Origin of the sequence: Hymenobacter yonginensis (genome assembly GCF_027625995.1) — a bacterium.
In the GTDB taxonomy this organism is placed as follows: Bacteria; Bacteroidota; Bacteroidia; order Cytophagales; family Hymenobacteraceae; genus Hymenobacter; species Hymenobacter yonginensis.
Window position 1 is genome coordinate 3427711 of sequence record NZ_CP115396.1, and the last position, 24235, is coordinate 3451945.

The following is a 24235-nucleotide window of genomic DNA, read 5'->3' on the forward strand; positions in this document are numbered from 1 at the left end:
CACTGTAGCCCAAGGCCGCAACCTGTTATGCTTCCTGCCGCTTTCCAGGCACTGTGGAAGACGGGCGGGCGCGGCTATTGTTGCACCTTTGCGGGCAGTTTTCGCCCTTTATACTCTATCTTCTTTGCGCGGTTCTTCTCACCTGGCCATTGGCCTGATTACCGGCGTTGCCGTCGCGGGCCTGGTGCCCGGCATCCCCTTCTCCCCAGCCGGTATTGCGCTGGCCGGCTTCTCGGCCCTCGCCCCCGACCTCGACCACCCCAGCTCCCGCCTCAGCAAGCGCCTGGGCTTCGCGCAGGCCTATGTGCGCTGGGCCTTTGTGGTGGTGGCGCTGCTGCTGGCCGCCTACACCCACTTCATGCTCCCCATCGGCCCCGACCGGCGCATGGGCTTCACAGCGGCCCTGGCGTTCGGCCTCATCGGCGCGGCTATGCAGGGCGACTCTACGCGCCGGCTGGCGCTGCTGTTCACGGGCCTGTGCACGGTGGTGGCGGGGCTGTACACCGGTTTTCTGTGGCTGAGCATGCTGGGCTGCTTCGTGGCCATTGCGCCCTTCACCAGCCACCGCTCCTGGACGCACACCATCTGGGCCGCCGCCCTCTGGACCTACATCGGCCACCTGGCCAACCAGAGCCTGGGCTGGCACGGCGTGGCGCTGTTTGCCGGCGGCGGCTACGTCTCGCACCTGCTGGCCGACACCCTCACCAAAGCCGGCGTGAAGTGGCTGATGCCGCTGCTGGACACGTCGTTCAAGATTCCGCTGATCCGCACCGGTTCGCCCAGTGGCAATATGCTGGAAGTAACTATTTGTGTAGGATACGCCATGCTGGTGCTGGGCCTGGTAGCCGGCAGAATTGAATTTTAGGTATAAAATCATGTGCATACATACGTGCAGGTAGTTTCACTGCCTGCATTTTACTGTCTAGGCCGGCGGCAGAAACTGCTGTGCGCTGCCCCCTGCCCTATTCACTTCGGCTCTGTAAATAGAGGACACTTATTATCAGCAACATACACCCTAATAGTCGGGTTATAGCACGTAGTTGGTTCATACAGCCTTCATATAACGCCACGTACTATGCGGCTGGCAGAGCGCTTTGCCGTATGCATTACCCGGCCGGCTGAATACTGCCAGACGTGCCGGGTATAATTTCGGCGGGTAATGGCCGGTTTTGTTAGATTAGCGCCGAAATGCACTTTGCATATATGATCATACGTTCAGGGATACGCCTATGTAAAATATATTTTATTTAATATTACAGTCGCTTTTCCGGTTCGCTGCCCCCGTCAGGCAGCACCGGCGGCCAATACTTGGCTTCTGTGGAAACAGCGACGTGGTAGGGGAGCAGCCGGCAGATCAGGCAATAGCGGATGGTGTTCAGGTAGCTTTAACTGGTATTTTGTCTGGTTTGGCTTGCAATCCTGGGCAGGCACCGAATATAGTCTATCATGCAGGCAGCTAAAACAATAGGTATCGTATCTTTGGCATCAGACTATGCCAGCAATGGCTATGACTGAAAACAAATTAACTGCCCCCCTACCCCCCACACACACCTTTTTTACTTACCCTTCAACCCTTCTTGTATGAACCAGATTAATAGCCCTCTGATCAGGGTCGGCGTCTTTTATGACGGCAATTATTTTTTGAAGATCAGTGATTACTACTACTTCCAGCATGAGCGTAAGGCCCGGATTAGCCTGGAAGGTCTGCACGAGTTTATTCGCCATCAGGTAGCAGAGGAAGAAGACGTGGACGTACGTCTGAGCCGCATCATCGACGCCCACTTCTTCCGCGGCCGGTTATCGGCCACGGAAGCACGCGACAAGGACCGCCTCTTCCACGACCGGCTGCTCGACGATATTCTGATGAATATGAGCATTGCTACGCACTACATGCCCCTGAAAACGCGCGACGGCCGTCTGCAGGAAAAAGGCATCGACGTGTGGCTGAGCCTAGAGGCGCTGGAGCTGGCCCTGCACAAAAGCTACGACGTAGTGGTGCTGATTGCCGGCGACTCCGACTACGTGCCGCTCATCAAGAAGCTCAATACCATTGGCACGCGGGTAATGCTGCTCAACTGGGACTTCAAATACGTGGATTTCAAGGGCGAAGCCCGCGTGACGCGCGCCTCGCAGCACCTGCTGGAGCAGGCCACCTACCCGGTACAGATGCACGAAATCATCGACCAGGGCCTGGCCGATGCCGACGAGCTGATCGAAACCATGTTTGTGAACACGCCCGAGCCCGCGCCTTACCCGGCGGCGGCCAAGCCAGTGCGCCCCACCGGCCCCACGGCTGCCGGCCCGGTAGGCACCGTAGGAATCAGCACCATCAAGAACCTGAAAAACGGGTTCGGTTTCGTGGTGATGCCGCCGAACAACCTGTTCTTCAGCTACGCCGACATGGCCGAAGGCGACTTCAACGAGCTGCGTGAAGGCGACTGGGTGGAATTCACGGTGGGCCGCAACCACCGCGACGAGGACTGCGCCCGCAACGTACGCAAAGTAGCCGCTCCCGCTATGGAAGAAGGCGACGAGTACGACGAGGAGGAAACCGAGCACGAGTCGGCCGATTCGTCGGAGCACCTGTAGGCCCTACGCTTCTCGGTGCCCATACAGGCAACCCCAAAAAACGCCAGCCGCTCCATCGAGCGGCTGGCGTTTTTTATTGGATTAAGCAGTTGCCCCAAGCTGTGGACTATGATCCTAGTTCTAGTTCCCCTCCTTGGAAAGGAGGGGTTAGGGATGGTTGATGGACGCCAGAACGATGACTAGCTCTAGTATTGTTCTAGCGCGCGTCAACCACCCCTAGCCCCTCCTTTCCAAGGAGGGGAATTAGCTTTTAATCCTAACCCTTATTCTCCGCAACTTGGGTACATTATCAATCAATACTCCCTACTCCTGCGGCTCGGCATCCGGGAACAGGAGGCGGTGGAAGTCGCGCTTGTCGGCGGGGTAGCGGTTGAAGGTGCCCATGCCGCGAGCTACCACTAAGCCCCCGTCGCGGGCGGGGCACTCGATGGTGGCGCTGCTGACGAGCAGGGTTTTGCCAGCGTGCTCCACCCGGGCCCGGGCCACCAGCGTATCGTGCAGCCGCACGGGGTGCAGGTAGTTGATCTTGAACTCCACCGTCGAGACCAGCTCGTCGGCCGTGAAGGCCAGCGACAGGGCCGCCGCCCCCAGCGCCGCATCCATCAGCCCGGCCAGCACCCCGCCGTGGCAGGTCCCCGGCGACGACAGATGCTCGTTGCGGATGGTCATGTGGTACTCGGCGTCGCCGGGGCTGTGCACGGTCAGGGTCATGCCGTTGGTGCGGCCGTAGGTGTTGATCTGGTTGTAGATGGCCACGAGCGTGGCCACGTCGGGAAGCTGTTCCATAGAGACGGTGGCAAGTAGGCCGACCGGGCAACTCACGCCCGGCGGCACAGCAGGCAATATACAACGCGGCCCTGTGGGCCGCTCGCTCAGCGCGTGGGTGCCGCCAGCTCTTTGTGCATCAAAAAATGCGCGACGGTGTCAAACAGCGTGTGCGAGGGCGCCTGCACCGTGTAGCCGAGCCGGATGTAGAAGGGTACGGCCGCCTCGCGGGCGTGCAGCACCAGCCGGCCGTAGCCGCGCTGCCGGGCGGCCGCTTCCAGATGCCCCAACAGTTGCCGGCCCACGCCCCGGCCCTGCCACGCGGGAACCACGGCCATAAACCGGACTTGCCCCGTGCCGGGGCCGGCGGCCTGCAGCATGGCCACGCCGGTAGCATGGCCGCTGTCGTCCAGGGCCAGGGCGTGCACGGTGGTGGGCAGGCCGTCTTCAGGCACGCGCTCCGAGCCTTCGGGCTGCTGCCAGGGCTGGCGCAGCACTTCGTAGCGAAGGCGGTAGTAGGCCGCCCATTCGGTGGGATTCTGGGGAGTTTGCAGGGGCATGGCGGCGGAGGTATGCGGGTGGGCCGGCGCAAGGATACTCAAAAACAGGAGCCCGGCAATAAGCCCCGCCTTCCTACCTTTACGGCCCGCGCCAACCGCCGCGCCGGTTTGGCGTACTGCCTTTCATTTCCTCCTTTTCTTCTTCCCATGGCCTCCTTCGATATCGTCAGCAAAGTAGATCCGCAAACCCTGGAAAACGCCGTGAATACGGCGCAGAAAGAACTGCAGACCCGGTATGACCTCCGCGACACGAAAGGCGGCATCGAGCTCAACAAAAAAGAGAACACCATCCAGCTCAGCTCCGAAAACTCCATGCGCGTGAAGGCGCTGGAAGACATTCTGCTGGGCCGCGTGGTGAAGCAGGGCATCGATGGCACGGCCCTCGACTTCTCGGCCGAAGAGCAGGCCAGCGGCCAGCTCATCAAGAAAACCATCAAGGTGCGCGCCGGCCTCGACAAAGAAGTGGGCCGCAAAATCAGCAAGGCTATCAAGGATGCCAAGCTGAAGGTAGACGTGCAGATGCAGGACGACCAGATGCGCGTGACGGCCAAGAAAATCGACGAGCTGCAGGGCGTTATTGCGCTGCTGCGCCAGCGCTCCGCCGACATCGGCCAGCCCCTGCAGTTCGTGAACATGAAAAGCTAGAATGGCTTAGTGGCGGCCTTGCCCGGTGGCGGCTCCGTGGCCCGATACCGGCCCATGTAACTGCCAGTTCCCCATTCAACCAATAAGCAGTTCAACCTTTTTGACTTTATGCACTTCGACTTTTCGGTTTTTTCCAACCCGCAGACCTGGGTCAGCCTGCTTACGCTGACGTTCATGGAAATCGTGCTGGGCATCGACAACATCATCTTCATTTCCATTATCGTCAACCGCCTGCCGCGCGAGCAGCAGCAGCGGGGCCGCAGCATCGGGCTGCTGCTCGCGCTGCTGTGCCGCATCGGGCTGCTGCTGAGCATCAGCTGGATTGTGGGCCTGAAAGCGGCGCTGTTTACCCTTGATCTGCCCTGGATGACGGAGCCGTTCGGAGTGACCGGGCGCGACCTAATCCTGCTGGGCGGCGGTCTGTTCCTGATCGGCAAGAGCACCACCGAAATTCACACCAAGCTGCAGGGCGAGGAAGAAGAAACCGAAGCCGGCAAGGCCGGAGCGTCGTTTGGGAGCATCATCTTCCAGATTATCCTTATCGACATCGTGTTCAGCTTCGACTCCATCCTGACGGCCGTGGGCCTTGTGGATAACGTGCTGATCATGATTCTGGCCGTGATTCTGTCGATGGGCGTAATGCTGGCCTTCTCGGGCGTGGTGGCCGATTTCGTGAACCGCAACCCCACCATCAAGATGCTGGCCCTTTCCTTCCTGATTATGATTGGGGTGATGCTGGTGATGGAGGCCTTCCACAAGGAAATCGAGAAAGGCTACATCTACTTCGCCATGTTCTTCTCGCTGATTGTAGAAGTGCTCAACATGCGCCTGCGCAAGAAAACCGAGCCAGTCCACCTGCGCGACTCGCAGTACGACTAACGACAGAGCAGCCTTATGCAAAAGCGCCCGCAACTGTAGTTGCGGGCGCTTTTTTTATGGGCAGTAGCCAGAGGGTGTCACGTTGTCAAAGCCAGCAGCAGCGCAATCAGGCCAACTACACTAGCCACTATACTCAGGTTGACAACGGCTCCGGCCGACAGCTGCGGCCACTGCGCCGTGGCGGCCAGCAAGGCCAGCAGGCCCACGAAAAAGACCATGCTGCCCATTTCCGGTTCCAGCGGGAGCATCCTTCCATCGGGCAGGCGAGCCTCGTGCACAAACCGAAACAGCCAGGATACGCGCAGCTGAAATGCCGGCACATCATTCGGCACCTCCAGCGGAGTTACGAACGAGCCATTTGACGTGCTGATGCTGTAGCGCAACATGGTGTCGGGGCTGCGCTGCACCGCTATGGCGTCGAAGGTGGCCGTGACGGTGCGGCGGGGGCCGTAAAAGTCGAGCAGTACCAGCAACGGCAGCACCAGCAGTAGTTGGCACCAGCGGCGGGCCGGTGCAACATAAGGGCCGTAGTCGAAGCGCTGGGTTTTCAGGATAGTGCGCCACTGGCCCCGCCGGAACTCTACGGGCGGCGGGCGGCGGCTTGCCTCGGGCGAAACCGCCGGAGCCGTGGGCCGGTGGTGGGCCCGGGCCAGGGCCGCGTCATATGCCGCGCGGCGGGCAGGGTCGCTGAGCGTCTCGTAGGCCTCATTAATGGCTAAGTAGCGACGGTGCTGCGCGGGGTCGGGGGTACGGTCGGGGTGGGTGCTCAGCACAAGACGGCGGTAGGCCCGCCGAATGTCTTCGGGCGACGCCTGCGTACTTAGCTCTAATACGGCGTAGTAGCTCACTGGCTAGCGCTCAGTTCGGCCACAGCAGCGGCCTGGTCCTGCACGCGGCGGGTAGCCAGCTCCAGCAGGCGGCGGTTCAGCTCGGAACGGTGCTGGCGGTAGTAACTCAACTCGGCCGCCGTAAACAGACCACATATCAACCCGATGACGGTGTAGCGCAGCTTGGTGTTGCGGGTAAGCAGCTCCGCCAGCAGCCGGGCCTGCTCTGTAGCAGACGCAGCGGCCAGGGCAATGTGGTGGTCGCGCACGAAATCGGCCACGGTGGCCAGCAGCACGTCGTTCTGCAGCTTCAGCAGCGGGCGCAGGGTGTGGTGGAGGAAGTCGGCGGCGGTAGCGTCGCCGGAGGCGGGCAGCACCTGCGGCAGCTGGGGGCGCAGAGCCAGCAGGGCCGCATCGGGCCGGGTTGGTGGGGAAGCAGAATCAGGCAGCATCGGGGGCAAAAAGCAAAGAGGAAAAGAGAGCAACAAAAAACCCGCCCGACTGGCTGTCGGGCGGGTTCTTCAGCTGATGCGGCAGGCCGCGCAAACCACCGCCACGGCGGCGCTTGCGGGTGCTCTTAGTGCTGCACCGATACTTTCTTGGTGATGGTGCCTTCGGAAGTGGTAACACGCACTACGTACACGCCATTGGCCAGTTCGGCCGTGTTCACCTGCACACCGTTCTGCTGCAGCGAGGCGGCCGAAACCGACTGCGTGCGTACCACCTGGCCCATCAGGGTCAGCAGCTGCACCGATACGGCGGATTTGCTGCTCACCTGCGTGCGCACCAATACCTGGTCGCGGGCGGGGTTGGGGTACACTTCCAGCATCTGCTCGCTCAGGCGCTTGCTGGTGCTGAGCACCGTGGGCAGCGAGAAGCCGGCCGTATTGTCGGTGGCGCTGGTCGAGAGGCCCTGTACAGCGTTGAAGCCCATGCCCCGACGAGCGAACGTACGCCAGATCAGGTCAGAGTTGGCGGCACCGTTCAGCACGGAGTCAGCCTTCAGGATGGCGTTGCGGCCGTCGAGGAAGCCCGGGCCGCAAGGCTGCAGTTTGAGGCCTTCCATCACGAGACGCATAGCAATGTTGTTGCCACCGGTGCTGGCCGTCAGGTCGGCGTTGTAGCCGTAGCGGCCGATCAATGCCCAGTTCAGGTCCCACAGTGCGGTGCACCACACGTAGCCGATGGCGTGCTGCTGGCCAGTCGCGGCGCCATAGCCCGCCGTGCCAATCAGCGCGTACGTCGCCGGGTTGATGCTCATGTCGGTGCTGTAGCGGGTAGGGCGAATGCCAGGGCCCGTGGTTGGCTCCGACGAGGCATACGTACCGATGCCGCGGCCTGTAGTGCCTACGTCACCTACCTTGGTGGTCAGCCACAGGCCGAAGTAGTCGCTCCAGCCCTCACCCATCTGCTCCGCATTGGTGAGGCAGTTGGAATTGAGGCGGCCACCGGTGAGGCGGTTGGAGATGCCGTGGCCGTATTCGTGGGCAATGATGCCGTTGTCGAAGTCACCGTCGCGGCGCGGCGTGGAGCCAGCCGTGATGGTAACGGTCTGGCCGGCATCAAGCGCAGCCTTCAGGCGCATGCCTTCCACATTGCTTACAAACACCGAAGGAATGCGAATGCCCACCGAATCCGGGGCAGTGCCGGCCATGGTCAGCAGCGCCGTTGCGCCGGCAATGCTATCCATCACCACCACCATTTTAGCGCCGGCGTTCTGGGCGTTCTTGATTTTGACCGAGAAGTTGCACTTACCGCGCCGGATCAAGGCAATGTTGCCGTTGATGGCGGCAGCATTCACGAACGTGGGGTTGCAGCCACGCGTCGGTTGGGCCGAGCCGTCGTCTACGGCTACCAAGTTACCCGTAATGGGCGATGCAAACTGCTCGATCCGACGACCGTTTGAACCTTCTTGGGCCGTCAGCGGGCCGGCCAACGTAGAGGGAGCCGTCACGCGCACCTGCACATCGCCCGTCCACTCGTACATCTGCATCCGAGGAGCAAATCCATCGTTGGGCGTCGAGAAATTGGCGTTGTTACGGTTGGGCGTGGGCAGGCCTGCACCGTCCTGGGCCTGGGCCTGTACCGGGTCGTTGCCGCCTGGCGTAGGCACACCGCCGGTGCTGGTGTAGTTCTTCACCTGGAAGTTACCGGCCGCTTCCGTGAAGCCTTTGGTGGCCATCACATCGTGCACGATGTTGCTCCAGTAGAACAGGTTGGTTACTGCGGCCTCTTTGTAAGCATCGGGCTGCAGCGTCTGATCGAAGGGGAAGTCGAAAATCTGGGTGGCGCCACCTTCCGGGCTGGTGCCTTTCTTGTAGACGTTGGTGTTGTCGCGGTCCAGGTAGGCATACACGTTGTTGCCTTTGGCGTTGGTGGAGTCAGCACCGGCCACGCCGTTCACATCGTGCCAGCCAAACGGCGAAAATGTCGTGTTGGCAGGGTTCACCAGCAGCTGACGGGAGCCGTGGATGGGGCTTTCGATGGTGAGCGGAATAACGTTGTAGGAGTTGGGGGCCGTTACCTTACTGGCCGTGGCGGCCGGAGTCAGCACCTGCTGCCAGTTGCGCGAGGCCAGCGTCTTCTGCGTCATCTCGGCAAACGAAACCGGCTCCGAGATGCTATAGTCGTCTTTGGCCAGCAGAACGCCGGTCTGGGCGTCTACACGCACGTTCCAGTAATGCTCGCCATCCAGCGGAGCCAGCGTTACGTCCCAGGCCAGGGTCAGCTCGCCGTTGGCCGTGGGCTGGTACATCAGCTTCACCGGAATCTTCTCCAGCGAGATACCGGCGTTATTGAACGTCATGCCTTCGGCCGGCTGGCCGGCGGTTACCACGTTCAGCGACCGGGGAGCGGGCATGTTCAGGGCGCGGGCGGCGGCGGCCACGGCCTGCGCCGGCGTGAGGCCAGGCGCCGTGGTGCGGGCCTTGGCGGCAGTGCCCGCCACGAAGTTCTGGTGCAGCGCCACCACCTTACCGTTGTCGGCAACCGTGACGTTGGCTACGGCACCTGCTACCTCAATGCCCTGGTAGCGCTGGCGCAGATACACGTGGGTGAGGCCGGTGCTGGCGTCGGTGAAGTTGCTGGTTACGGCCGGGCTGGCCAGATCCTGCTCGCTCAGGCCCTGGCGGGCGGCAGTGGTGCTCAGGGCAGCCAGCGCCCGGTTGAGAGGCGCCTGTTGGGCGGCCGCCAGAGCCGGAATGGCCAGCATAGCAGCAACCGCCAACGCGCGGGTGCTTGGCAAAGTAAACGTTTGTTTCATCCGGTTAGGAAAGTAGAAATGAGGGATGGGCAGGGTATTCAAATGAAAAAGTCATCGAAAAATCGATGACTCGTTTCAAATCTACACAGTAAATCCGGTTTTTTTTATCGATCTGCTGCTACCCCCAAATTATACTTCCCGTGGCTAGGCTGATGCCCTCCCCCCGGCAATTATCTATCATATTGCATATTAGCCATATTCATCCGGCTGATAAACTCCCACAGCACCACCCCGGCCGCTACGCTCACGTTCAGGCTGTGCTTGGTGCCGAACTGCGGGATTTCCACGGCGGCGTCGCACAAAGCCAGCACCTCATCCTCCACCCCGAACACCTCGTTGCCCATAACCAAGGCGTAGGGCTGGCCGGGGGCTACCGCAAATTCGGGCAGGGGCACGCTGCCGGTGGTCTGCTCCACGGCAATCAGTTGGTAACCGGCGGCCTTCAGCTGCTGCAGCGCCTCCAGGGTAGTAGGGGCGTATTCCCAGGCCACCGACTCGGTGGAGCCCAAGGCCGTTTTGGTGATTTCGCGCTGGGGCGGGCGGCCCGTAATGCCGCACAACCAGATTTTTTCCACCGCAAAGGCATCGGCCGTGCGGAAGGCCGCGCCCACGTTGTGGAGGCTGCGCACGTTATCGAGCACTAGGGTGAGGGGGAATTTTCGCGTATTTTTGAAGTCTGCCACCGTCAGCCGGTTCAGCTCTTCCATCGAGAGTTTGCGCATGCCCGCAAAGGTAGGAACGCCCGGCCGGGTGGCGGCTGTTAGGGCTGTGTCACTCGGTATTGTTGTCAAAAATAACGTCATGCTGAGCGAAGCCGAAGCATCTCGCGTGCTGACGTTATAACACTATTCTGACGTCAGCACGCGAGATGCTTCGCTCTGCTCAGCATGACGTGCTGGTATACCGAACAGCTATGCTGCCCCCTGCACGCCCCCATATTCCCGAATCCCGTTTTCCGTGAGAACCAAAGCCGCCGACCCCAATAAAAAGCCCATCCGCACGCACGGCACGCTGGGGCCCGCCCCCGTGGTGGATACGCCGCTCATGCGCCAGTACTACGAGCTCAAGCAGGCCCATCCCGGGGCCGTGCTCCTGTTCCGGGTGGGCGACTTCTACGAAACCTTCGGCGAGGATGCCGTTACGGCTTCGCGCATTCTGGATATCACGCTCACCAAGCGGGGCGCGGGTACGGCTTCCGAAACCCCGCTGGCTGGCTTCCCCCACCACGCCCTCGACAACTACCTGCCCAAGCTGGTGCGTGCCGGCCAGCGTGTGGCCATTTGCGACCAGCTCGAAGACCCCAAGCTGGCCAAGGGCCTCGTCAAGCGCGGCATCACGGAGCTCGTCACGCCCGGCGTGAGCCTGCACGACAACGTGCTGGAGCGCCGCTCCAACAACTACCTCTGCGCCGTGCATTTCGGCAAGCACGAGGCCGGCGTGAGCTTCCTCGACATTAGCACCGGCGAGTTTCTGGTGGCCCAGGGCACCATCGACTACCTAGGCAAGCTGCTGCAGAACTTCCAGCCCGCCGAGGTGCTGTTCTGCAAAAAAAGCCGCCGCGAGTTCGAGGACCACTTTGGGCCCGACTATTGCCACTTTGCGCTGGAAGAATGGGTGTTCGGCCACGACTACGGCCACGACCTGCTCACTCGTCACTTCAACACTACCTCGCTCAAAGGCTTCGGCATTGATGGGCTGCGGGAGGGCATCACGGCGGCCGGCTGCATCCTGCACTACCTGGCCGAAACCAAGCATACCGACGTGGGCCACATCGGCAGCATCGGGCGGCTGGAGGAAGATAAGTACGTGTGGCTTGACCGGTTTACGGTGCGCAACCTGGAGCTGGTGCAGGCCCAGCACCCCGGCGGCGTACCCCTCATCGACATCCTCGACCAGACCGTGACGCCCATGGGTGCGCGCCTGTTGCGTAAGTGGGTGGTGCTGCCCCTCAAGGAGCCCGCCCAGATTCAGCGCCGCCTCGATACGGTGGAGGCCCTGCTCCAGACGCCCGAGCTGCTGGAAAACCTGCTGCTGCACCTACGCCAGATCAACGACCTGGAGCGGCTGATTTCCAAGGTGGCCGTGCGCCGCATCAACCCCCGCGAGCTGCTGCAGCTAGCCCGCGCTTTGGAAGCCATCAGCCCCATCCGGGAGCAGCTGGCCGCCTCCGGCATCCGGGCGTTGCAGAAGCTGGCCGACCAGCTCAACCCCTGCACCGCGCTGCGTGAGGAAATCCGGGCTAAAATCAAGGAGGACGCGCCCATCCTCACCAACCAGGGCGGTGTGCTCAACGACAAGGTGGATGCCGAACTGGACGAGCTGCGGGCCATGGCTTTTTCGGGCAAGGATTACCTGTTTCAGCTCCAGCAGCGCGCCATTCAGGAAACCGGTATTTCGTCCTTGAAAGTGGCCTACAACAAGGTATTCGGCTACTACCTCGAAGTCACGAACTCGCACAAAGACAAAGTGCCGACCACTTGGATCCGGAAGCAGACGCTGGTGAATGCTGAGCGCTACATTACGGAGGAGCTGAAAACCTACGAGGAGAAAATTCTGCACGCCGAGGAGCGGCTGTTCGTCATTGAGCAGCGCATCTACAACGAGCTGGTCCTCACGGCCGCCGAATACGTGGCCCAGGTGCAGCAGAACGCCCGCGCCATCGGCGTGGCCGACTGCCTGGCCTCCTTCGCCGCCACCGCCCGCCAGCACCGCTACGTGAAACCAGTGGTGGACGACAGCACCCTGCTCGACATCAAGGCCGGCCGCCACCCCGTGATTGAGCGCCAGCTTCCCCCCGGCGAGCAGTACATTCCCAATGACATCTGCCTCAACCAGGACGACCAGCAGATTGTGGTGATTACGGGCCCCAACATGGCCGGTAAATCGGCCCTGCTGCGCCAGACGGCCCTGATTGTGCTGCTGGCCCAGATCGGCTCCTTCGTGCCCGCCGACGCGGCCCATGTGGGTGTCATCGACAAAATCTTCACCCGCGTAGGCGCTTCCGACAACCTGAGCAAAGGCGAAAGCACCTTCATGGTGGAAATGACCGAAACCGCCTCCATCCTCAACAACCTCTCCGACCGCAGCCTGGTGCTGATGGACGAAATCGGGCGTGGCACCAGCACCTACGACGGCATCAGCATTGCCTGGGCCATTGTGGAGCACCTGCACAACAACCCGCGCTTCACGGCCAAAACCCTGTTTGCCACCCACTACCACGAGCTCAACCAGCTCGCCGACGACTGCCCGCGCGTCCGCAACTACAACGTGGCCGTGAAGGAAGCCGACGGCCGCATCCTGTTCCTGCGCAAGCTGCGCGAAGGCGGCTCCGAGCACAGCTTCGGCATTCACGTGGCCCGCATGGCCGGCATGCCCGCCTCGGTAGTGCTGCGCGCCAGCGAAATCATGCACCACCTGGAGCAGGAGCGCACCTCCACCGGCGTCGATACTGACGCCGCCACCGAATTCGATGATGTATTGGCCGGTCTGGAAAGTGAGCCGACTGGCGGGAAAGTAGTGCATCTGAACGGAGCCGTACCAGTTGCCACGCCCGAACCGGCCCGTCGGGGCCCCAAAGCCCAGCCCGCCGCGGCCGTGCACAACGCCCCGCGGCCTAGCCTCCAGCTCAGCATGTTCGAGCCCGCCGACCCGGCCCTGGAGAAAGTGCGCGAGCTGCTGGAGCGCCTCGACGTGAATACGCTCACCCCCATCGAGGCCCTGCTGAAGCTGAATGAGCTGAAGCTGGCCGCCAGCGGGAAGTAAGTTTTTGCTATAGCTGACTCATTTTTTCGCCCCGCCCACTCCGGTTTTTCTCTGTTCGCAGGGAAATACACCGGCATCGGGCAGGGCGAAATGCGTCTGGCCGCGGCACTGGCAAGAGAACGGGGGGATTTTTATTGAAATTTTTCTCCCTGAAAATCAGCTGACAAAGCCTTTTTCTGAGTCGAGTAGCCACTTTTTTTAGAGCGTGTGCTTGACTTCAGGGATTCTTCTTCTACCTTTGTCACATCAAAACGCCACTACGGCGCCAAGATCAAAAGCGAGAGTAGCTCAGTTGGTAGAGCGCGACCTTGCCAAGGTCGAGGTCGCGAGTTCGAACCTCGTCTCCCGCTCAAAAAGGATGTTTCTTCGGAAGCATCCTTTTTTTGTTTTATGCCGGTGCGGTTGCCGCCTGGAAAACTCGGTTTTGTATCTTCAGCAGCCAACTGCTACCCGGATATGAAACCCAGAGTCACAGACGCCGCATTTGCCGGAATCGTTGCCGAGTGCCTGTCAGTGGCGCAGGTACTGGGGCGGCTGGGACTGGTGCCCGCTGGTGGCAACTACAAAACCGTGCACGCCCGCATCCGGCGGCTGGGACTGGCCACCGGGCATTTCACCGGGAAAGCCTGGAACCAGGGCGAGCGACACCGGAATTTCGGTAGGCAGTATAGTTTAACAGAAATTCTGGTTGCGGATTCTCCTTACGCTTTCACGCATGGCTTGCGCAACCGGCTCCTGAAGCAAGGATACAAGGCACACCGCTGTGAACGATGTGGTCTGGAGGAATGGCTGGCTGAACCGATTCCGCTGGAACTGCACCACCTCAACGGTGTAAACAATGACCACCGATTGGAAAATTTGCAGTTACTTTGCCCTAATTGCCACGCGCAGACAGGTAGCTACCGCGGCAAGAATCAACTAAAACACTCAGCCAGAGTGGTGTAATGGTAGCCACGAGGGACTTAAAATCCCTTGTCTTCACGGACGTACGGGTTCGAGTCCCGTCTCTGGTACAATGCAAGAGCTGCCTTTTCGGAATGTTCCGAAAAGGCAGCTCTTTTTGATTGCTAGGCTACTACTGCCGGGAGGACGGCCTGTACCACCGCAGCAGGGAAACCAGAATAACGATGGGCAGCGGCGAAACGAGAAAATCGATGAGGCGGCGCCCGAGCTGATACACCCAGGGAACGTTGCCGGTGAGGCGGCCGGCCAGCAGCAGCAGGATGTAGGCAGCAATTACGCCGCCGTAGAGCTTCAGCACTAGCGGCAGGCGGTAGGTGGGCAGCAGCAGGCGCAACAGCAGCAGCGACAGACTCAGATAGAGCAGCGCGTAGGTGGCTACCACCGGCAGACTGCGCTTTACTACTTCACCGCTGATGCTCTGCTGCAGGCGGGCCAGCTGCTCGGAAAAGCCCAGCGCGGTGGCGGCTTTCTGCCAGACAGGGCCCAGAAAGGCGAATATCGTCTCATCGTATATGCCACACAGGAACAGCAGCACAATAAGCACCGCCACCGCTACCAGGCGCAGGGCTCGATGCGCTGTGCGGGGCGGGCGGGTGGCGGCTAGGGCGGTGGTACCAACGGGTGCAGCCATTCCTAATATGCGGGAGAAGGGGCTGCTACCACGGCCAGACGGCGCGCCCACCACATCCAGAGCAGAAAGATGCAGCCATACACGATGAACGTGAACGTGTAATGGTGGTTGAAATCGACGGAGCGGTGGGCATACAGATGGTTGAGCGCCAGCGCGGACACCCGCAGCACGTTCAGCGCATAGATCAGCAGGATACCCGTTGGGATGAACCACAGCTTGCGCACTACCGGCCCCGGATAGGCCAGCACAAACCCGGTGAACAGCGCGTACAGCACCAGCCCGTTGCAGGGGTTGCCGACAAACACGGCCGGTTTCTGCTCAATCAGCAGCAGCTGCGGGCTGCTGGCGTTGAGGCTGGCCGGAAAACCCAGCACCTGCAGCAGCCAGGTGGAAGCCTGCGCAATGTTTCTGGACAAGGCCGGGTCTAGCTGGTTGGCGTCGCGGAGCCATTGTTCATAGCCAAAAAACCAGATCAAGTACATGCCAACGGCCAGCACCAAAAAGCGCCGCAGCGAGTGTACAGATACAGCGTTGGAGGGAGAGGTAGAAACGGTGTCCATGCAGTGAAAATAGCAGTTTGTTCCGCAATCTGCCGGAGCAGGTACGGCGGAGTGGCTCGGTAGCGGGCAACAGAAGCGTTGCTTAGGGATACGTAGATGCCGAGGGCACTGGCTTTAGGGCCGACACCTTTCCCCGAAGTTTTCTATGCTTGGGGCCGGCCAGCCTGATGAGCAGGAAGCACAGCGGCATTTGGCGCGTATGTACAGATGCTACCCACTTTCTTTACCTTTAACCTCACTCCTATTCTTCCGCGTATGATGCCGTCGTCTTCCAGCCCAAGCACTGCTCCTCCCGATTATCAGCAGAAAATCAAGCAGGTATTCGCGGAGATGGGCAAGGTGGTGGTGGGCCAGCAGTACATGATCGGCCGGCTGCTGATCGGGCTGTTCACCGGGGGTCACATCCTGCTGGAAGGCGTACCGGGTTTGGCCAAAACCCTCACCATCAGCACCCTGTCGAAGGTGCTGCATCTGCATTTCCAGCGCGTGCAGTTCACGCCCGACCTGCTGCCTTCCGACCTAGTGGGCACCATGATCTACAACCAGAATCAGTCGGTATTTGAAGTGAAGAAGGGGCCGATTTTCGCCAACCTGGTGCTGGCCGATGAGGTGAACCGCTCCCCGGCCAAGGTGCAGAGCGCCCTGCTGGAGGCCATGCAGGAAAAGCAGGTCACTATCGGCGAAACCACGTACCCGCTGGATCTGCCGTTTCTGGTGCTGGCCACCCAGAACCCGGTGGAGCAGGAAGGCACCTACCCGCTGCCCGAGGCCCAGGTAGACCGGTTTATGATGAAGGTGTTTGTGGACTACCTCAAGAAAACCGACGAGCTGGAGGTGATGCGCCGCATGGCCAACATGAGCTACGTGGGCGAGGTGAGCCCTATTCTGACCAAGGAAGACATCTTCGGCATCCGGCAGCAGATTAACCAAGTGCAGATTTCCGAAACGCTGGAGAAGTACATCATCGAGCTGGTGTTTGCCACGCGCCGCCCAGCCGACTACGACCTGCCTGAGTTTCAGCAGTACGTGCAGTTTGGGGTGAGCCCGCGCGCCAGCATTGCGCTACACCGCGCCGCTAAGGCCGTGGCTTACTTCGATGAGCGCGACTATGTGCTGCCCGAAGACATTAAGGATGTAGCCAGCGACGTGCTCAATCACCGCATCCTGCTCACGTATGAGGCCGAGGCCGACGGCATCCGGACCCAGGACCTGATTGAGGCCATCCTGCGCAAAGTACCCATCAGCTAAGCCTCAGGCGGGCCTCAGATGCGTGATACCACGTTTTGAGTAGCCACAGGAGCGGGCGGCGTGGCCGCCGGTACCGCCACGGCGCCCGGCGGTAGCGCCCGTGCCGCGCCAGGCGCATGCAGGCCGCCGGCCAGGCGGGCAATCAGGAGCAGGCAAAACAAGGCGCCGCACATTACCCAGGTCCAGTCATCTGGTTGAGGAGCGGCAATGGCAGGCAGCGTGCGGGCAGTGGATGGTTCGGAAACAGGGCGGACCAGCATATCCATAAATCCGGATGAGAGTGAAACAGCTGAAGAAGCTTCAGTTTTCGCGTAGCAAACAAGTGGCCGATGCCCTCAGCGGGCACCTCCAGTAGGTGGTATTCTGCCAGACAGTGTTTCCGGCTGAAAGGCTTCTGCGTGGCCAGCTTTTTTTATGGCCACGCCGCTTTTCGATTAACTCAGCTCCCTGCGCAGCTCAGAAGCTGGGCTGGCCCGTAGTCCGGACGCGGCGGGGGCTGACCAAATGCCGCATCCACTGCCCCACCGCCGACAAACGCCGCCGGATGCTGCGGCCCTTTTCGGCCCGGCGGTGCGTGGGCTGCCGGAATTCAGTGTGAAAACCGCGCGGGCTTTCTGCTTTGGTCGCGTCAGTGGTTGGCTCTGTACCTGCCACTACCGGATCGGCCGACGCCGTGCGGCTGCGAGGCGCCGTACTCAGGGCGGCATTGCTATCGGCTTCCGGTACGGGCAATATAATGTCGTGCGCTTCGGCGGCAGCGGCCAGCGTGGTAGATTGGTAGGTTAGCTGATCTACCGGTGCTGCCCGCTCAGCCAGATTGCTGGGCACAGCCCGGAGCTGCCGCCTGGGGCGGGCAGCCACAGCCGAGGAGGAGCCGGCTGGGGTTGAGGCTAGCGCGGTAGGGGCCAAAACGTCCGGCAAAGAGGTTGGCTGCACAGTCTGCACCGGCGCCACTTGCGCCGCGGCTGGTTTGGCCGCCGGCAGAGTAGCGGCAGGCCGGGGCAGCAGCCACCCCGCGGCCACACCCGCCAGTGCAATGGCCGGCAGCAGCAGCTTCAGCGGCATCAACGACTTAGCAGTGCCGGGCAGACCTCCAATCCGGCCTTCGACGCCTTGCCAGACGCGGCTGGCGGGCGGCAACTCAAACTCGCTGAATGCTTCACGCAGGTGCTGGTCCAGCAGCTCTTCTTCGGGGTCGTCGTAGCTCATAATCGCAGGAAGGTGTGGTGGTGCTGGTAGAGGTGCTGTAGCTGTTTGCGGGCTTTGCTGAGCTGGGCTTTGGAGGTGCTTTCCTGGATGCCCAGCAGCTCACTGATTTCACTGTGCGAGTACCCATCCACGGCGTAGAGCAGCAGAATCATTTTGCAGCCGTCGGGCAGCTGCTCGATCAGGGCCAGCACCTCGGCTACGTTCAGGCGGTCGAGGGCGGCGGCAGCAATGGCGGGCTCGGGCAGTTCCACGGGCTCGGCCTGGCAGCGGCGGCGCAGCTTGCCGCTCTGCCAGTGGTTGATAGCCGTCGTGACGACCACGCGCCGGATCCAGCCTTCCAGCGAGCCTTCGGCCCGAAAGTCGCCCAAGTGCGCGAAGACCTTCACGAAGGCATCCTGCAGAATGTCCTCGGCTTCGGCCAGGCAGGTGGCATACCGGCGCGCCACCCCCAGCATACGCGCGGCGTAGCGGGCGTAGAGGGCACGCTGCGCCGCCGGTTCGCGGCGTTGGCAACGGGCCAGCAGGGCGTCGAGGTCAGGAGAAGCCGGCATGCAGAACGAAAAGCGCCCGGGCGGTGGTGGGGTCGCACAGCAGGGCAGACAGGAAAGACCAGTAAAAGGCTGCCGGCGCAAACTCGGTTAGGGCACAGGCAGAATATCTGTCAATTTAACTATCTGTCTTTCAGTTTTATAAAACACACGATAACTACTATATTTTCTATGATATGCCCAGCCCAAAGCAGCGGCGCCACACAGCAACGAAGTGCTGCTGCGCCTTAGTAGACGGGTGCGAACAGACGTAGTAGCTTTGCAGCTCATTCATCCGTTGCCTGTGTCCCGTCTTACCAAAACCCTGCGCGGGCTGGCCAGCCTGGCGCGCAACCCCTGGCTGCTCAACCACGTGCTGGCCGCCGATACCGCCGGCTGGCAGCAGCGCGCCCGGGCCCACGGGCAGCGCGGCCTCACGGCCCAGGGGCTGCCGACCGTGCCGCTCACGCACTTCCTCTCCCCCACCGCTACGCACACCGTGCGGCCGTTTGCGTTTCGCGAAGGCGGCTCCCTGCCCACCGACCTGCTGCTGCTGCGCGCCCTGGCCGGGCAGGTACCAAGCTGCCGCTACTTCGAGATTGGGACGTGGCGCGGCGAAAGTGCCGCTAACGTGGCCGAGGTAGCGGCCTCGGTGCACACCCTGAACCTGTCGGCGGCGGAGATGCGCGAGCTGGGGCTTAGTGAGCGGTACATCGACCTGCACGGCTTCTTCTCGCGGCCGCTGCCCAACGTGCAGCACCTGCACGGCAACTCCGCCACCTTCGATCTGGCGGCGCTGAGGCAGCAGTTTGATGTGGTGTTCATCGACGGCGACCACCGCTACGAGGCCGTGCGTACCGACACGCGCCGCGTGTTCGAGCACCTGGTGGGGCCGGAAACCGTGGTGGTGTGGCACGACGCCAGCCGCCAGCCAGGCGAGCCGCGCTGGGAAGTACTGGCCGGCATCCTCGACGGCCTGCCCGCCTCCGCCGCCGGCCAGCTGGTACAGGTGGAAAACACGCTCTGCGCGCTGTACTCGCCGCACCCGCTGCCCACCCACACCCCCGACCCGCTGCGCGACCCGGAACAGTGGTTTGAGGTAACGCTGCAGCCTGTAGCGGGCCGCTAGCGCGCCCGCAGCAGCTCGCGCAGGTACACCACGTCGGCGGGGCCGGGCAGCCACTGGGCCCAGCCGGCGCCGGTAGCCTGCCGGAATTGCACCAGCAGGTAGGCCGTGGAAGCCACGTACGATAAGGACGTGGCCATGGCGGCCCCCGCAATGCCCAGCCGCGGAATCAGCAGCCAGCAGGCCGGCACCGTCACGGCCAGTCCCACCACGGTAGCCCAGTTGTTGACGCGGTAGCGGCCCAGGCCGGCGAAGTAGCTGCTGCAGGCCACGTTCAGGGCCACAGCTACCACGCCCGGCACCAGCCACCCGATAACCGGCCGCGCCGCCCCAAACTCCGGCCCAAACACGCCCGCCAGCAGCGCCGACGGCAGTAGCGCCAGCACCACCACGGCGGCGGCCGTGGCCAGCACCGCCAGCCGCGCCACCCGCAGCGCCGGCGCCAGCTGGGCCTGCTTGTCGTCGGCGTGTACTAGGTCAACGTACTGGATGAGGGCGGCACTGCGTGGAATCAGCCAGATGGCTTCGGCCAGCGCCACGCCCACGCTCAGCACACCCACGGCCCGGGCATCAGCAAAGTGCGCCACGAAATAGTAGCTGAGGCGGTAGTTGGCGAAAGCCAGGATGTTGGACAGGTGCGCCCCGCGGCTGTGGTGGCTGAGTTCCAAGGTGGTTTCGCGCAGCCCGCGGCCTCCCTCCCACCGGTCAGGCAGGCGGCGCAACAGCCCGAAACTGACCAGCAGCGGCAGCGCGTAGGCGGCGTACGCGGCATAGTAGTAAGCCGGCACCGCACGCCAGCCCAGGCCGGCAAACGCCAGCAGCAGCAGCCCCGCCAGCAGCGCCACCTGCGCAATGTTGAGGGCGTTGTAGGCGGCTTCCTGCTTGCGCCCCAGCAGCAGCGAGATATTAATGGACAGAAACGCCTGCAGCAGCGCCAGCCCCCACAGGTGCCCCAGGTAGCTCAGCGGCCCCGGCCGCAGCACACCGGCCAGCAGCGTGCCCGCCGTGCACACCACCACCGCCCAACCGTAAGCCGGCACCAGCAGATGCCACACGTTGCGGCGCGGCGCCAGAAAAATCAGTGACGAGCCGCCCAGCAGCCCGATGAACAGCAGCAGCGCCGCGCAGTCCGTCACGAACAAGCTCACGCTGCCCCGCCCCGCCGCGCCCAGGTAGCGCGCCGTCAGCCACACCACCGCAAAGCTCAGCAGCGACGACGACAACCGGGTAGCAAACGTGTGGAAGATGCGGCGGATCAATTTTGGGTGACAGGTGACAGGTGACAGGTGACAGGTGACAAAGGTAGCTGACCCCAGTTGCGGAGAAGGCTCCGGTCCGGCGGCTATTTCAGCCGTCGGGCCGGTCATCGAAAGCGCATGAGGCACGGCTTGTTGAATGCGGCCACCCGACCCAGTACAGACATCAGTACGCGAGATGCTTCGCTGCGCTCTGCATGACGTTCTTATCATCCCCTTTTCACTTCATCACCTTTCACCTCATCCCCTAATCACCCAAAACCACATCATACCAAGTCGCGAACTGCTGGCCGACGGCTTGCTGGCTGAAGTGCTGCTCGGCGTGGCGGTGCAGGGCGGCGGCGTCGAACTGCTGGGGATGTTCGAGGACGTTGGTGAGGGCCTGTGTGAGGGAGTCTTCGTCGGCGGGAGCTACCAGGAAGCCGCGGGTGCCGTCGGGGGGCAGCAGCTCGGGCACGCCGCCAACGTGGGTGGCCACGGCCGGCAGCCCGCTGGCCTGGGCCTCGATGAGCACGCAGGGCAGGTTTTCGTAGTTGCTGAACAGCACGAAACAGGCGGCACGGCGCATTTCGGCGGCCACGGCTTCGGTAGGGAGCTTGCCCAGAAACGTCACGGTGCCATCCTGCAGCAAGCCCAGGTCGGCGGCCAGCTGGCGGAGCTGGGTTTCGGCGGGACCGTAGCCGGCAATGCGCAGCGTCAGGCCGGGGCGGGCGGGGCGCAGGCGGGCCACCACGCGCAGCAGGCCGCTCAGGTTTTTGGCCTGCTCGTTGAAGGCGGCCACGTGCAGCAGCCCCTGCCGCGCCACAGGCGGCTCGGCCGGCCGGAATAGCACCGTATCCACCACGTTCGGAATCACCACCGTGCAGGCATTACGGATACCCAATTGCCCCAGCGCCCCGCCTAGGTTCTTCGACACGGTGTGTAGCCCCGCCGCGGCCCGCACCACCTGCTGCGTCAGGCGCCGCCGCAACGCCCCGATGCGGTGCGCGTTCTGGGGCAGATACAGCGTCCAGTGCTCGGTAATGACGTACGGAATGCGGCGCGTCAGCTGCAGCCACCACGCAAACAGGCCGGTGCGCAGCAGCACATGCACGTGCACCAGCTGCGGCGGCGCGCCCCAGTGCCGCACCAGCTGCCGGTAGCCGCGCCCCAGGCACCAGAAGTACAGGGCCAGCTTCAGCACTTTGTCCAGCGCAGCCAGGCCAGTGGGGCGGGCGCGATAGTAGTAGCGCAGCGTGGGCACAGGGCCGGTCAGGTCGGCGTCGCACTCGGTGAGGGCGCCAAGCGGGCCGCGGGCTACGGCGGCAAACAGCACGGCCACCTGGGCGTGGGGAGCAATGGCCGCTACGTGCCGGCCCACGAAGTCGCCATCCTGGTCGTCGTAGCGGTTGGGGTACCACTTGGGCAGCATCAGTACGCGAAGCTTCATCGGGGCGCAAGCTACAGGTTTCGGCGTTGATTCAGGCTGTGATGTTGCGGCCGCAGCGCAGGCCATAAACGCAAAAAAAGCCTGCTCCACTACGGAGCAGGCTTTTTCGCAAGTTGTGGCGAGACTACTTGGCTACCACGAAGCGTACCGACTGCGTGCCGGCTTCGGTGGTAACGGCGGCCACGTACAGGCCGGCGTTCAGCGAGGCAGGCAGCTGCACCACCTGGGTGCCGGCCGCGAGCTTGGCGGCGTTGGTCACTAGGGCCACCTCGCGGCCCGTTGCGTCGAGCACGCGCACCGTTACGGCGCCGGCTTTCTTCAGCTCAAACGAGAGGCGGGCGGCGCCTTCCGTGGGGTTGGGCGCCACGCTCAGGCCCTGCAGCTGCTCAGCGGCGGCTTTGTTGGCCAGCACCTGGCCGGGCACGTTGTAGCAGGTGTTCTGGGGGTTGAAGTTGGTCCAACCCGTAGCCCAGTTGCCGGCAGGCGTGTTAGGCGCCCCGAAGGCGCCCCGGAAGCTCACCACGTCGAAGGTGCTGTTGGGGCCGCCGTTGCCGGCGCCGGTCAGCTTGGCGTTGGTGAAGGCGCCGCCCGAGTTCAGGATGGAGGCCGCCGGAAGGGCGAAGCTAGGAACGCACTGCGCGTTGTTGCTGCAGTTGCCTTCGAAGTTGAAGTTGTCGCCGTTCAGGCCCAGGCCGGCTACTGCGCGGGTGGTGTCGTTGCCGGCAGCCACAATGGGGTTGATGTTGAAGCCGGCAAGTGGCGTTACGCCGGTACCGTACGTGGAGCGACCAGCCCGGTTAGCCAGGGTGGTGGAGAAGGCCGTCGTCGAAATAACGTTGTTCGACAGCACCAGCGAGCCGCCTTGGGCATTGCTCTGGGTGTAGTTGGCCGAGTTGCTGTTCAGCTCTACACCGAAGCGGCGTCCGGCAAATACCGAGTTGAAGATGCTCTGGGCCGAGTTCCGACGGATCAGGGCGCTGGCGCTGTTGTTGAACGGCGAGGCCGGCGTGGTCGAGGTCGGGAGCAGGATGGTCATGTTGGTGAACACGGCCGAAGTCTGCGGGCCGTTGGCCGTGCCGGTAGCGTCGTTGTCGCTCTCAAAGCCATTGGACACGCCGCCCGAGGCATTGTCGCCGCGACCGGGATTGCGCAACCCTAAACCGTACTGCACGCGGCCCGAGAAGCCGTTGTCGGTGTCGAAGTCGTCATCGGTACCAGCCAGGGAAATCAGGTACTTGGCATTCACGGTGCCGCCAAACCACTCAAACGAGTCGTCGCCGGAGCCAGTCACCTGAATGTGGTCGATGGTGGTGCCATAGCCCACGCCACCCAGCGTCAGGCCGTTGATTTCGTTGTTGGGCTGAAATGCTACGCCGGGATATTCGATGCGCACATACTGCAGCGTTCCGGAGTTGTCGGCTGGGTCGGTGCCGCCAAACGTAGCATTCACGCCGCCCTCAATCGTGGGGTTGCCCGACAGGTTTACGGGCGCACGGCCGCAGAGGATAATGCCACCCCAGTCGCCGGGAGCCCGGGAGCCGGCCGGCTGGTTGGACGTAAACACAATGGGCTGAGTGGGCGTGCCCACGGCATTCAGCCGCGCGCCCTGCCGGATAACCAGAGCGCCTTGGTTGGCCAGGTCGCCTTTGATGATGGTGCCCGCCTCAATAGTGAGCGTCGCGCCGCTGTTGACATATACGCAGCCGTTGAGCACGTAAATGTTGTTGCGGGTCCAGGTGGTGTTCTGCGTAATCTGAAAGCCGGTTTGCTTGTCGGGCGTGCCCGTACCTACCAGTATCACATTGGAAGCCGTAGTGGGGCACTGCGCCTGCGATGCGAGCGGAACAAGGGTGGCCAGGGCCAGCAAGACCGGAAGTACAACTTTTTTCATGGTAGAGAAGAAAAAAAGAGAGTGAAGACAAACGCAATAGAGGCCGCGCTTTGCGCCTGACAAAGGTCGCCTCCGAGTTTCTGGGCTAGGTTACCGCTGGGTAGCC

At 62.4% G+C, this 24235-nt stretch carries 22 protein-coding genes and 2 tRNA genes; 10 read left to right on the top strand and 14 right to left on the bottom strand.

Annotation, left to right across the window (positions count from 1 at the left end):
• Positions 1–124 precede the first annotated feature (124 nt).
• Positions 125–865 (top strand): metal-dependent hydrolase, encoded by a 741-nt coding sequence (locus O9Z63_RS14860; protein ID WP_270126048.1) that lies wholly within the window; start codon positions 125–127, stop codon positions 863–865.
• A 716-nt stretch (positions 866–1581) separates the two neighbouring features.
• Positions 1582–2589, top strand: coding sequence for an NYN domain-containing protein (locus O9Z63_RS14865; protein ID WP_270126050.1), 1008 nt, complete (start codon positions 1582–1584; stop codon positions 2587–2589).
• 303 nt (positions 2590–2892) lie between these two features.
• Here the strand turns inward: O9Z63_RS14865 and O9Z63_RS14870 are convergent, their stop codons facing one another.
• Both O9Z63_RS14870 and O9Z63_RS14875 read right to left on the bottom strand, forming a co-directional pair.
• Positions 2893–3375 carry a PaaI family thioesterase gene (locus O9Z63_RS14870; protein ID WP_270126052.1) on the bottom strand — a complete coding sequence of 161 codons (483 nt, stop codon included), beginning with the start codon at positions 3373–3375 and terminating at the stop codon, positions 2893–2895.
• A gap of 86 nt (positions 3376–3461) precedes the next feature.
• Complete coding sequence (locus O9Z63_RS14875; protein WP_270126053.1) at positions 3462–3914, bottom strand: GNAT family N-acetyltransferase; 453 nt, start codon at positions 3912–3914, stop codon at positions 3462–3464.
• A 147-nt stretch (positions 3915–4061) separates the two neighbouring features.
• On the opposite strand from O9Z63_RS14875, the gene O9Z63_RS14880 reads away from it, so the two are divergent.
• Together O9Z63_RS14880 and O9Z63_RS14885 are read left to right on the top strand one after the other, a co-directional pair.
• On the top strand, positions 4062–4559 hold the full coding sequence (locus O9Z63_RS14880) for a YajQ family cyclic di-GMP-binding protein (RefSeq protein WP_187314205.1): 498 nt from the start codon (positions 4062–4064) through the stop codon (positions 4557–4559).
• Between the two features lie 108 nt (positions 4560–4667).
• Positions 4668–5438: a TerC family protein gene (locus O9Z63_RS14885; protein WP_270126054.1), complete on the top strand. Its 771-nt coding sequence runs from the start codon at positions 4668–4670 to the stop codon at positions 5436–5438.
• Positions 5439–5515: 77 nt separating this feature from the next.
• Here the strand turns inward: O9Z63_RS14885 and O9Z63_RS14890 are convergent, their stop codons facing one another.
• From O9Z63_RS14890 to O9Z63_RS14905, 4 genes are all read right to left on the bottom strand, one after another.
• Positions 5516–6286: a J domain-containing protein gene (locus O9Z63_RS14890; RefSeq protein ID WP_270126056.1), complete on the bottom strand. Its 771-nt coding sequence runs from the start codon at positions 6284–6286 to the stop codon at positions 5516–5518.
• Positions 6283–6717, bottom strand: a complete 435-nt coding sequence (locus O9Z63_RS14895; RefSeq protein ID WP_270126057.1) for a hypothetical protein — start codon at positions 6715–6717, stop codon at positions 6283–6285. The genes O9Z63_RS14890 and O9Z63_RS14895 overlap by 4 nt, the downstream gene beginning before the upstream one ends.
• Positions 6718–6842: 125 nt before the next feature.
• Complete coding sequence (locus O9Z63_RS14900) at positions 6843–9527, bottom strand: T9SS-dependent M36 family metallopeptidase (RefSeq protein ID WP_270126059.1); 2685 nt, start codon at positions 9525–9527, stop codon at positions 6843–6845.
• Between the two features lie 170 nt (positions 9528–9697).
• Positions 9698–10249 (bottom strand): RNA methyltransferase, encoded by a 552-nt coding sequence (locus O9Z63_RS14905; RefSeq protein WP_270126061.1) that lies wholly within the window; start codon positions 10247–10249, stop codon positions 9698–9700.
• A gap of 322 nt (positions 10250–10571) precedes the next feature.
• Between O9Z63_RS14905 and mutS the strand changes: the two genes are divergently transcribed.
• From mutS to O9Z63_RS14925, 4 genes are all read left to right on the top strand, one after another.
• Positions 10572–13289, top strand: a complete 2718-nt coding sequence (mutS, locus tag O9Z63_RS14910) for a DNA mismatch repair protein MutS (protein ID WP_270129278.1) — start codon at positions 10572–10574, stop codon at positions 13287–13289.
• Positions 13290–13566: 277 nt separating this feature from the next.
• A tRNA-Gly gene (locus O9Z63_RS14915) sits at positions 13567–13639 on the top strand.
• A 106-nt stretch (positions 13640–13745) separates the two neighbouring features.
• Positions 13746–14234: an HNH endonuclease gene (locus O9Z63_RS14920; RefSeq protein WP_270126063.1), complete on the top strand. Its 489-nt coding sequence runs from the start codon at positions 13746–13748 to the stop codon at positions 14232–14234.
• A tRNA-Leu gene (locus tag O9Z63_RS14925) sits at positions 14220–14302 on the top strand. Before O9Z63_RS14920 ends, O9Z63_RS14925 begins: the two co-directional genes overlap by 15 nt.
• Before the next feature lie 62 nt (positions 14303–14364).
• Here the strand turns inward: O9Z63_RS14925 and O9Z63_RS14930 are convergent.
• The gene (locus O9Z63_RS14930; RefSeq protein ID WP_270126065.1) at positions 14365–14883 is read right to left on the bottom strand and encodes an XrtX-associated membrane protein; all 519 of its coding nucleotides are present in this window, start codon (positions 14881–14883) and stop codon (positions 14365–14367) included.
• A 2-nt stretch (positions 14884–14885) separates the two neighbouring features.
• Positions 14886–15443: an exosortase X gene (xrtX, locus tag O9Z63_RS14935; RefSeq protein WP_270126066.1), complete on the bottom strand. Its 558-nt coding sequence runs from the start codon at positions 15441–15443 to the stop codon at positions 14886–14888.
• A 255-nt stretch (positions 15444–15698) separates the two neighbouring features.
• Here xrtX and O9Z63_RS14940 point away from each other — a divergent pair, with 255 nt between their 5' ends.
• The gene (locus O9Z63_RS14940; RefSeq protein ID WP_270126068.1) at positions 15699–16691 is read left to right on the top strand and encodes an AAA family ATPase; all 993 of its coding nucleotides are present in this window, start codon (positions 15699–15701) and stop codon (positions 16689–16691) included.
• Between the two features lie 14 nt (positions 16692–16705).
• On the opposite strand, the gene O9Z63_RS14945 is transcribed toward O9Z63_RS14940, so the two are convergent.
• The 3 genes from O9Z63_RS14945 to O9Z63_RS14955 form a co-directional block, all read right to left on the bottom strand.
• Positions 16706–16951 (bottom strand): hypothetical protein, encoded by a 246-nt coding sequence (locus O9Z63_RS14945; protein WP_270126069.1) that lies wholly within the window; start codon positions 16949–16951, stop codon positions 16706–16708.
• A 196-nt stretch (positions 16952–17147) separates the two neighbouring features.
• Positions 17148–17900: a hypothetical protein gene (locus O9Z63_RS14950; protein ID WP_270126071.1), complete on the bottom strand. Its 753-nt coding sequence runs from the start codon at positions 17898–17900 to the stop codon at positions 17148–17150.
• Entirely contained in the window at positions 17897–18451 is a 555-nt protein-coding gene (locus O9Z63_RS14955; RefSeq protein ID WP_270126072.1) for an RNA polymerase sigma factor, read from the bottom strand. The genes O9Z63_RS14950 and O9Z63_RS14955 overlap by 4 nt, the downstream gene beginning before the upstream one ends.
• 280 nt (positions 18452–18731) lie before the next feature.
• Here O9Z63_RS14955 and O9Z63_RS14960 point away from each other — a divergent pair, with 280 nt between their 5' ends.
• A complete protein-coding gene (locus O9Z63_RS14960) occupies positions 18732–19556 on the top strand; it encodes a class I SAM-dependent methyltransferase (protein ID WP_270126073.1) in 825 nt (274 codons plus the stop codon).
• On the opposite strand, the gene O9Z63_RS14965 is transcribed toward O9Z63_RS14960, so the two are convergent.
• The 3 genes from O9Z63_RS14965 to O9Z63_RS14975 form a co-directional block, all read right to left on the bottom strand.
• Complete coding sequence (locus O9Z63_RS14965; protein WP_270126074.1) at positions 19553–20812, bottom strand: lipopolysaccharide biosynthesis protein; 1260 nt, start codon at positions 20810–20812, stop codon at positions 19553–19555. The genes O9Z63_RS14960 and O9Z63_RS14965 overlap by 4 nt on opposite strands.
• 244 nt (positions 20813–21056) lie before the next feature.
• Positions 21057–22238 (bottom strand): glycosyltransferase, encoded by a 1182-nt coding sequence (locus O9Z63_RS14970; protein WP_270126076.1) that lies wholly within the window; start codon positions 22236–22238, stop codon positions 21057–21059.
• 124 nt (positions 22239–22362) lie between these two features.
• A complete protein-coding gene (locus O9Z63_RS14975; protein WP_270126078.1) occupies positions 22363–24129 on the bottom strand; it encodes a T9SS type A sorting domain-containing protein in 1767 nt (588 codons plus the stop codon).
• Between the last annotated feature and the right edge of the window lie 106 nt (positions 24130–24235).

Bases quoted from the DNA above. Each gene is read 5' to 3' on its own strand.
- O9Z63_RS14865 (WP_270126050.1), top strand. From the start codon at position 1,582: ATGAACCAGATTAATAGCCCTCTGATCAGGGTCGGCGTCTTTTATGAC.
- O9Z63_RS14870 (WP_270126052.1), bottom strand. From the start codon at position 3,375: ATGGAACAGCTTCCCGACGTGGCCACGCTCGTGGCCATCTACAACCAG.
- O9Z63_RS14875 (WP_270126053.1), bottom strand. From the start codon at position 3,914: ATGCCCCTGCAAACTCCCCAGAATCCCACCGAATGGGCGGCCTACTAC.
- O9Z63_RS14880 (WP_187314205.1), top strand. From the start codon at position 4,062: ATGGCCTCCTTCGATATCGTCAGCAAAGTAGATCCGCAAACCCTGGAA.
- O9Z63_RS14885 (WP_270126054.1), top strand. From the start codon at position 4,668: ATGCACTTCGACTTTTCGGTTTTTTCCAACCCGCAGACCTGGGTCAGC.
- O9Z63_RS14895 (WP_270126057.1), bottom strand. From the start codon at position 6,717: ATGCTGCCTGATTCTGCTTCCCCACCAACCCGGCCCGATGCGGCCCTG.
- O9Z63_RS14900 (WP_270126059.1), bottom strand. From the start codon at position 9,527: ATGAAACAAACGTTTACTTTGCCAAGCACCCGCGCGTTGGCGGTTGCT.
- O9Z63_RS14905 (WP_270126061.1), bottom strand. From the start codon at position 10,249: ATGCGCAAACTCTCGATGGAAGAGCTGAACCGGCTGACGGTGGCAGAC.
- mutS (WP_270129278.1), top strand. From the start codon at position 10,572: ATGCGCCAGTACTACGAGCTCAAGCAGGCCCATCCCGGGGCCGTGCTC.
- O9Z63_RS14920 (WP_270126063.1), top strand. From the start codon at position 13,746: ATGAAACCCAGAGTCACAGACGCCGCATTTGCCGGAATCGTTGCCGAG.
- O9Z63_RS14930 (WP_270126065.1), bottom strand. From the start codon at position 14,883: ATGGCTGCACCCGTTGGTACCACCGCCCTAGCCGCCACCCGCCCGCCC.
- xrtX (WP_270126066.1), bottom strand. From the start codon at position 15,443: ATGGACACCGTTTCTACCTCTCCCTCCAACGCTGTATCTGTACACTCG.
- O9Z63_RS14940 (WP_270126068.1), top strand. From the start codon at position 15,699: ATGATGCCGTCGTCTTCCAGCCCAAGCACTGCTCCTCCCGATTATCAG.
- O9Z63_RS14945 (WP_270126069.1), bottom strand. From the start codon at position 16,951: ATGCTGGTCCGCCCTGTTTCCGAACCATCCACTGCCCGCACGCTGCCT.
- O9Z63_RS14950 (WP_270126071.1), bottom strand. From the start codon at position 17,900: ATGAGCTACGACGACCCCGAAGAAGAGCTGCTGGACCAGCACCTGCGT.
- O9Z63_RS14955 (WP_270126072.1), bottom strand. From the start codon at position 18,451: ATGCCGGCTTCTCCTGACCTCGACGCCCTGCTGGCCCGTTGCCAACGC.
- O9Z63_RS14970 (WP_270126076.1), bottom strand. From the start codon at position 22,238: ATGAAGCTTCGCGTACTGATGCTGCCCAAGTGGTACCCCAACCGCTAC.
- O9Z63_RS14975 (WP_270126078.1), bottom strand. From the start codon at position 24,129: ATGAAAAAAGTTGTACTTCCGGTCTTGCTGGCCCTGGCCACCCTTGTT.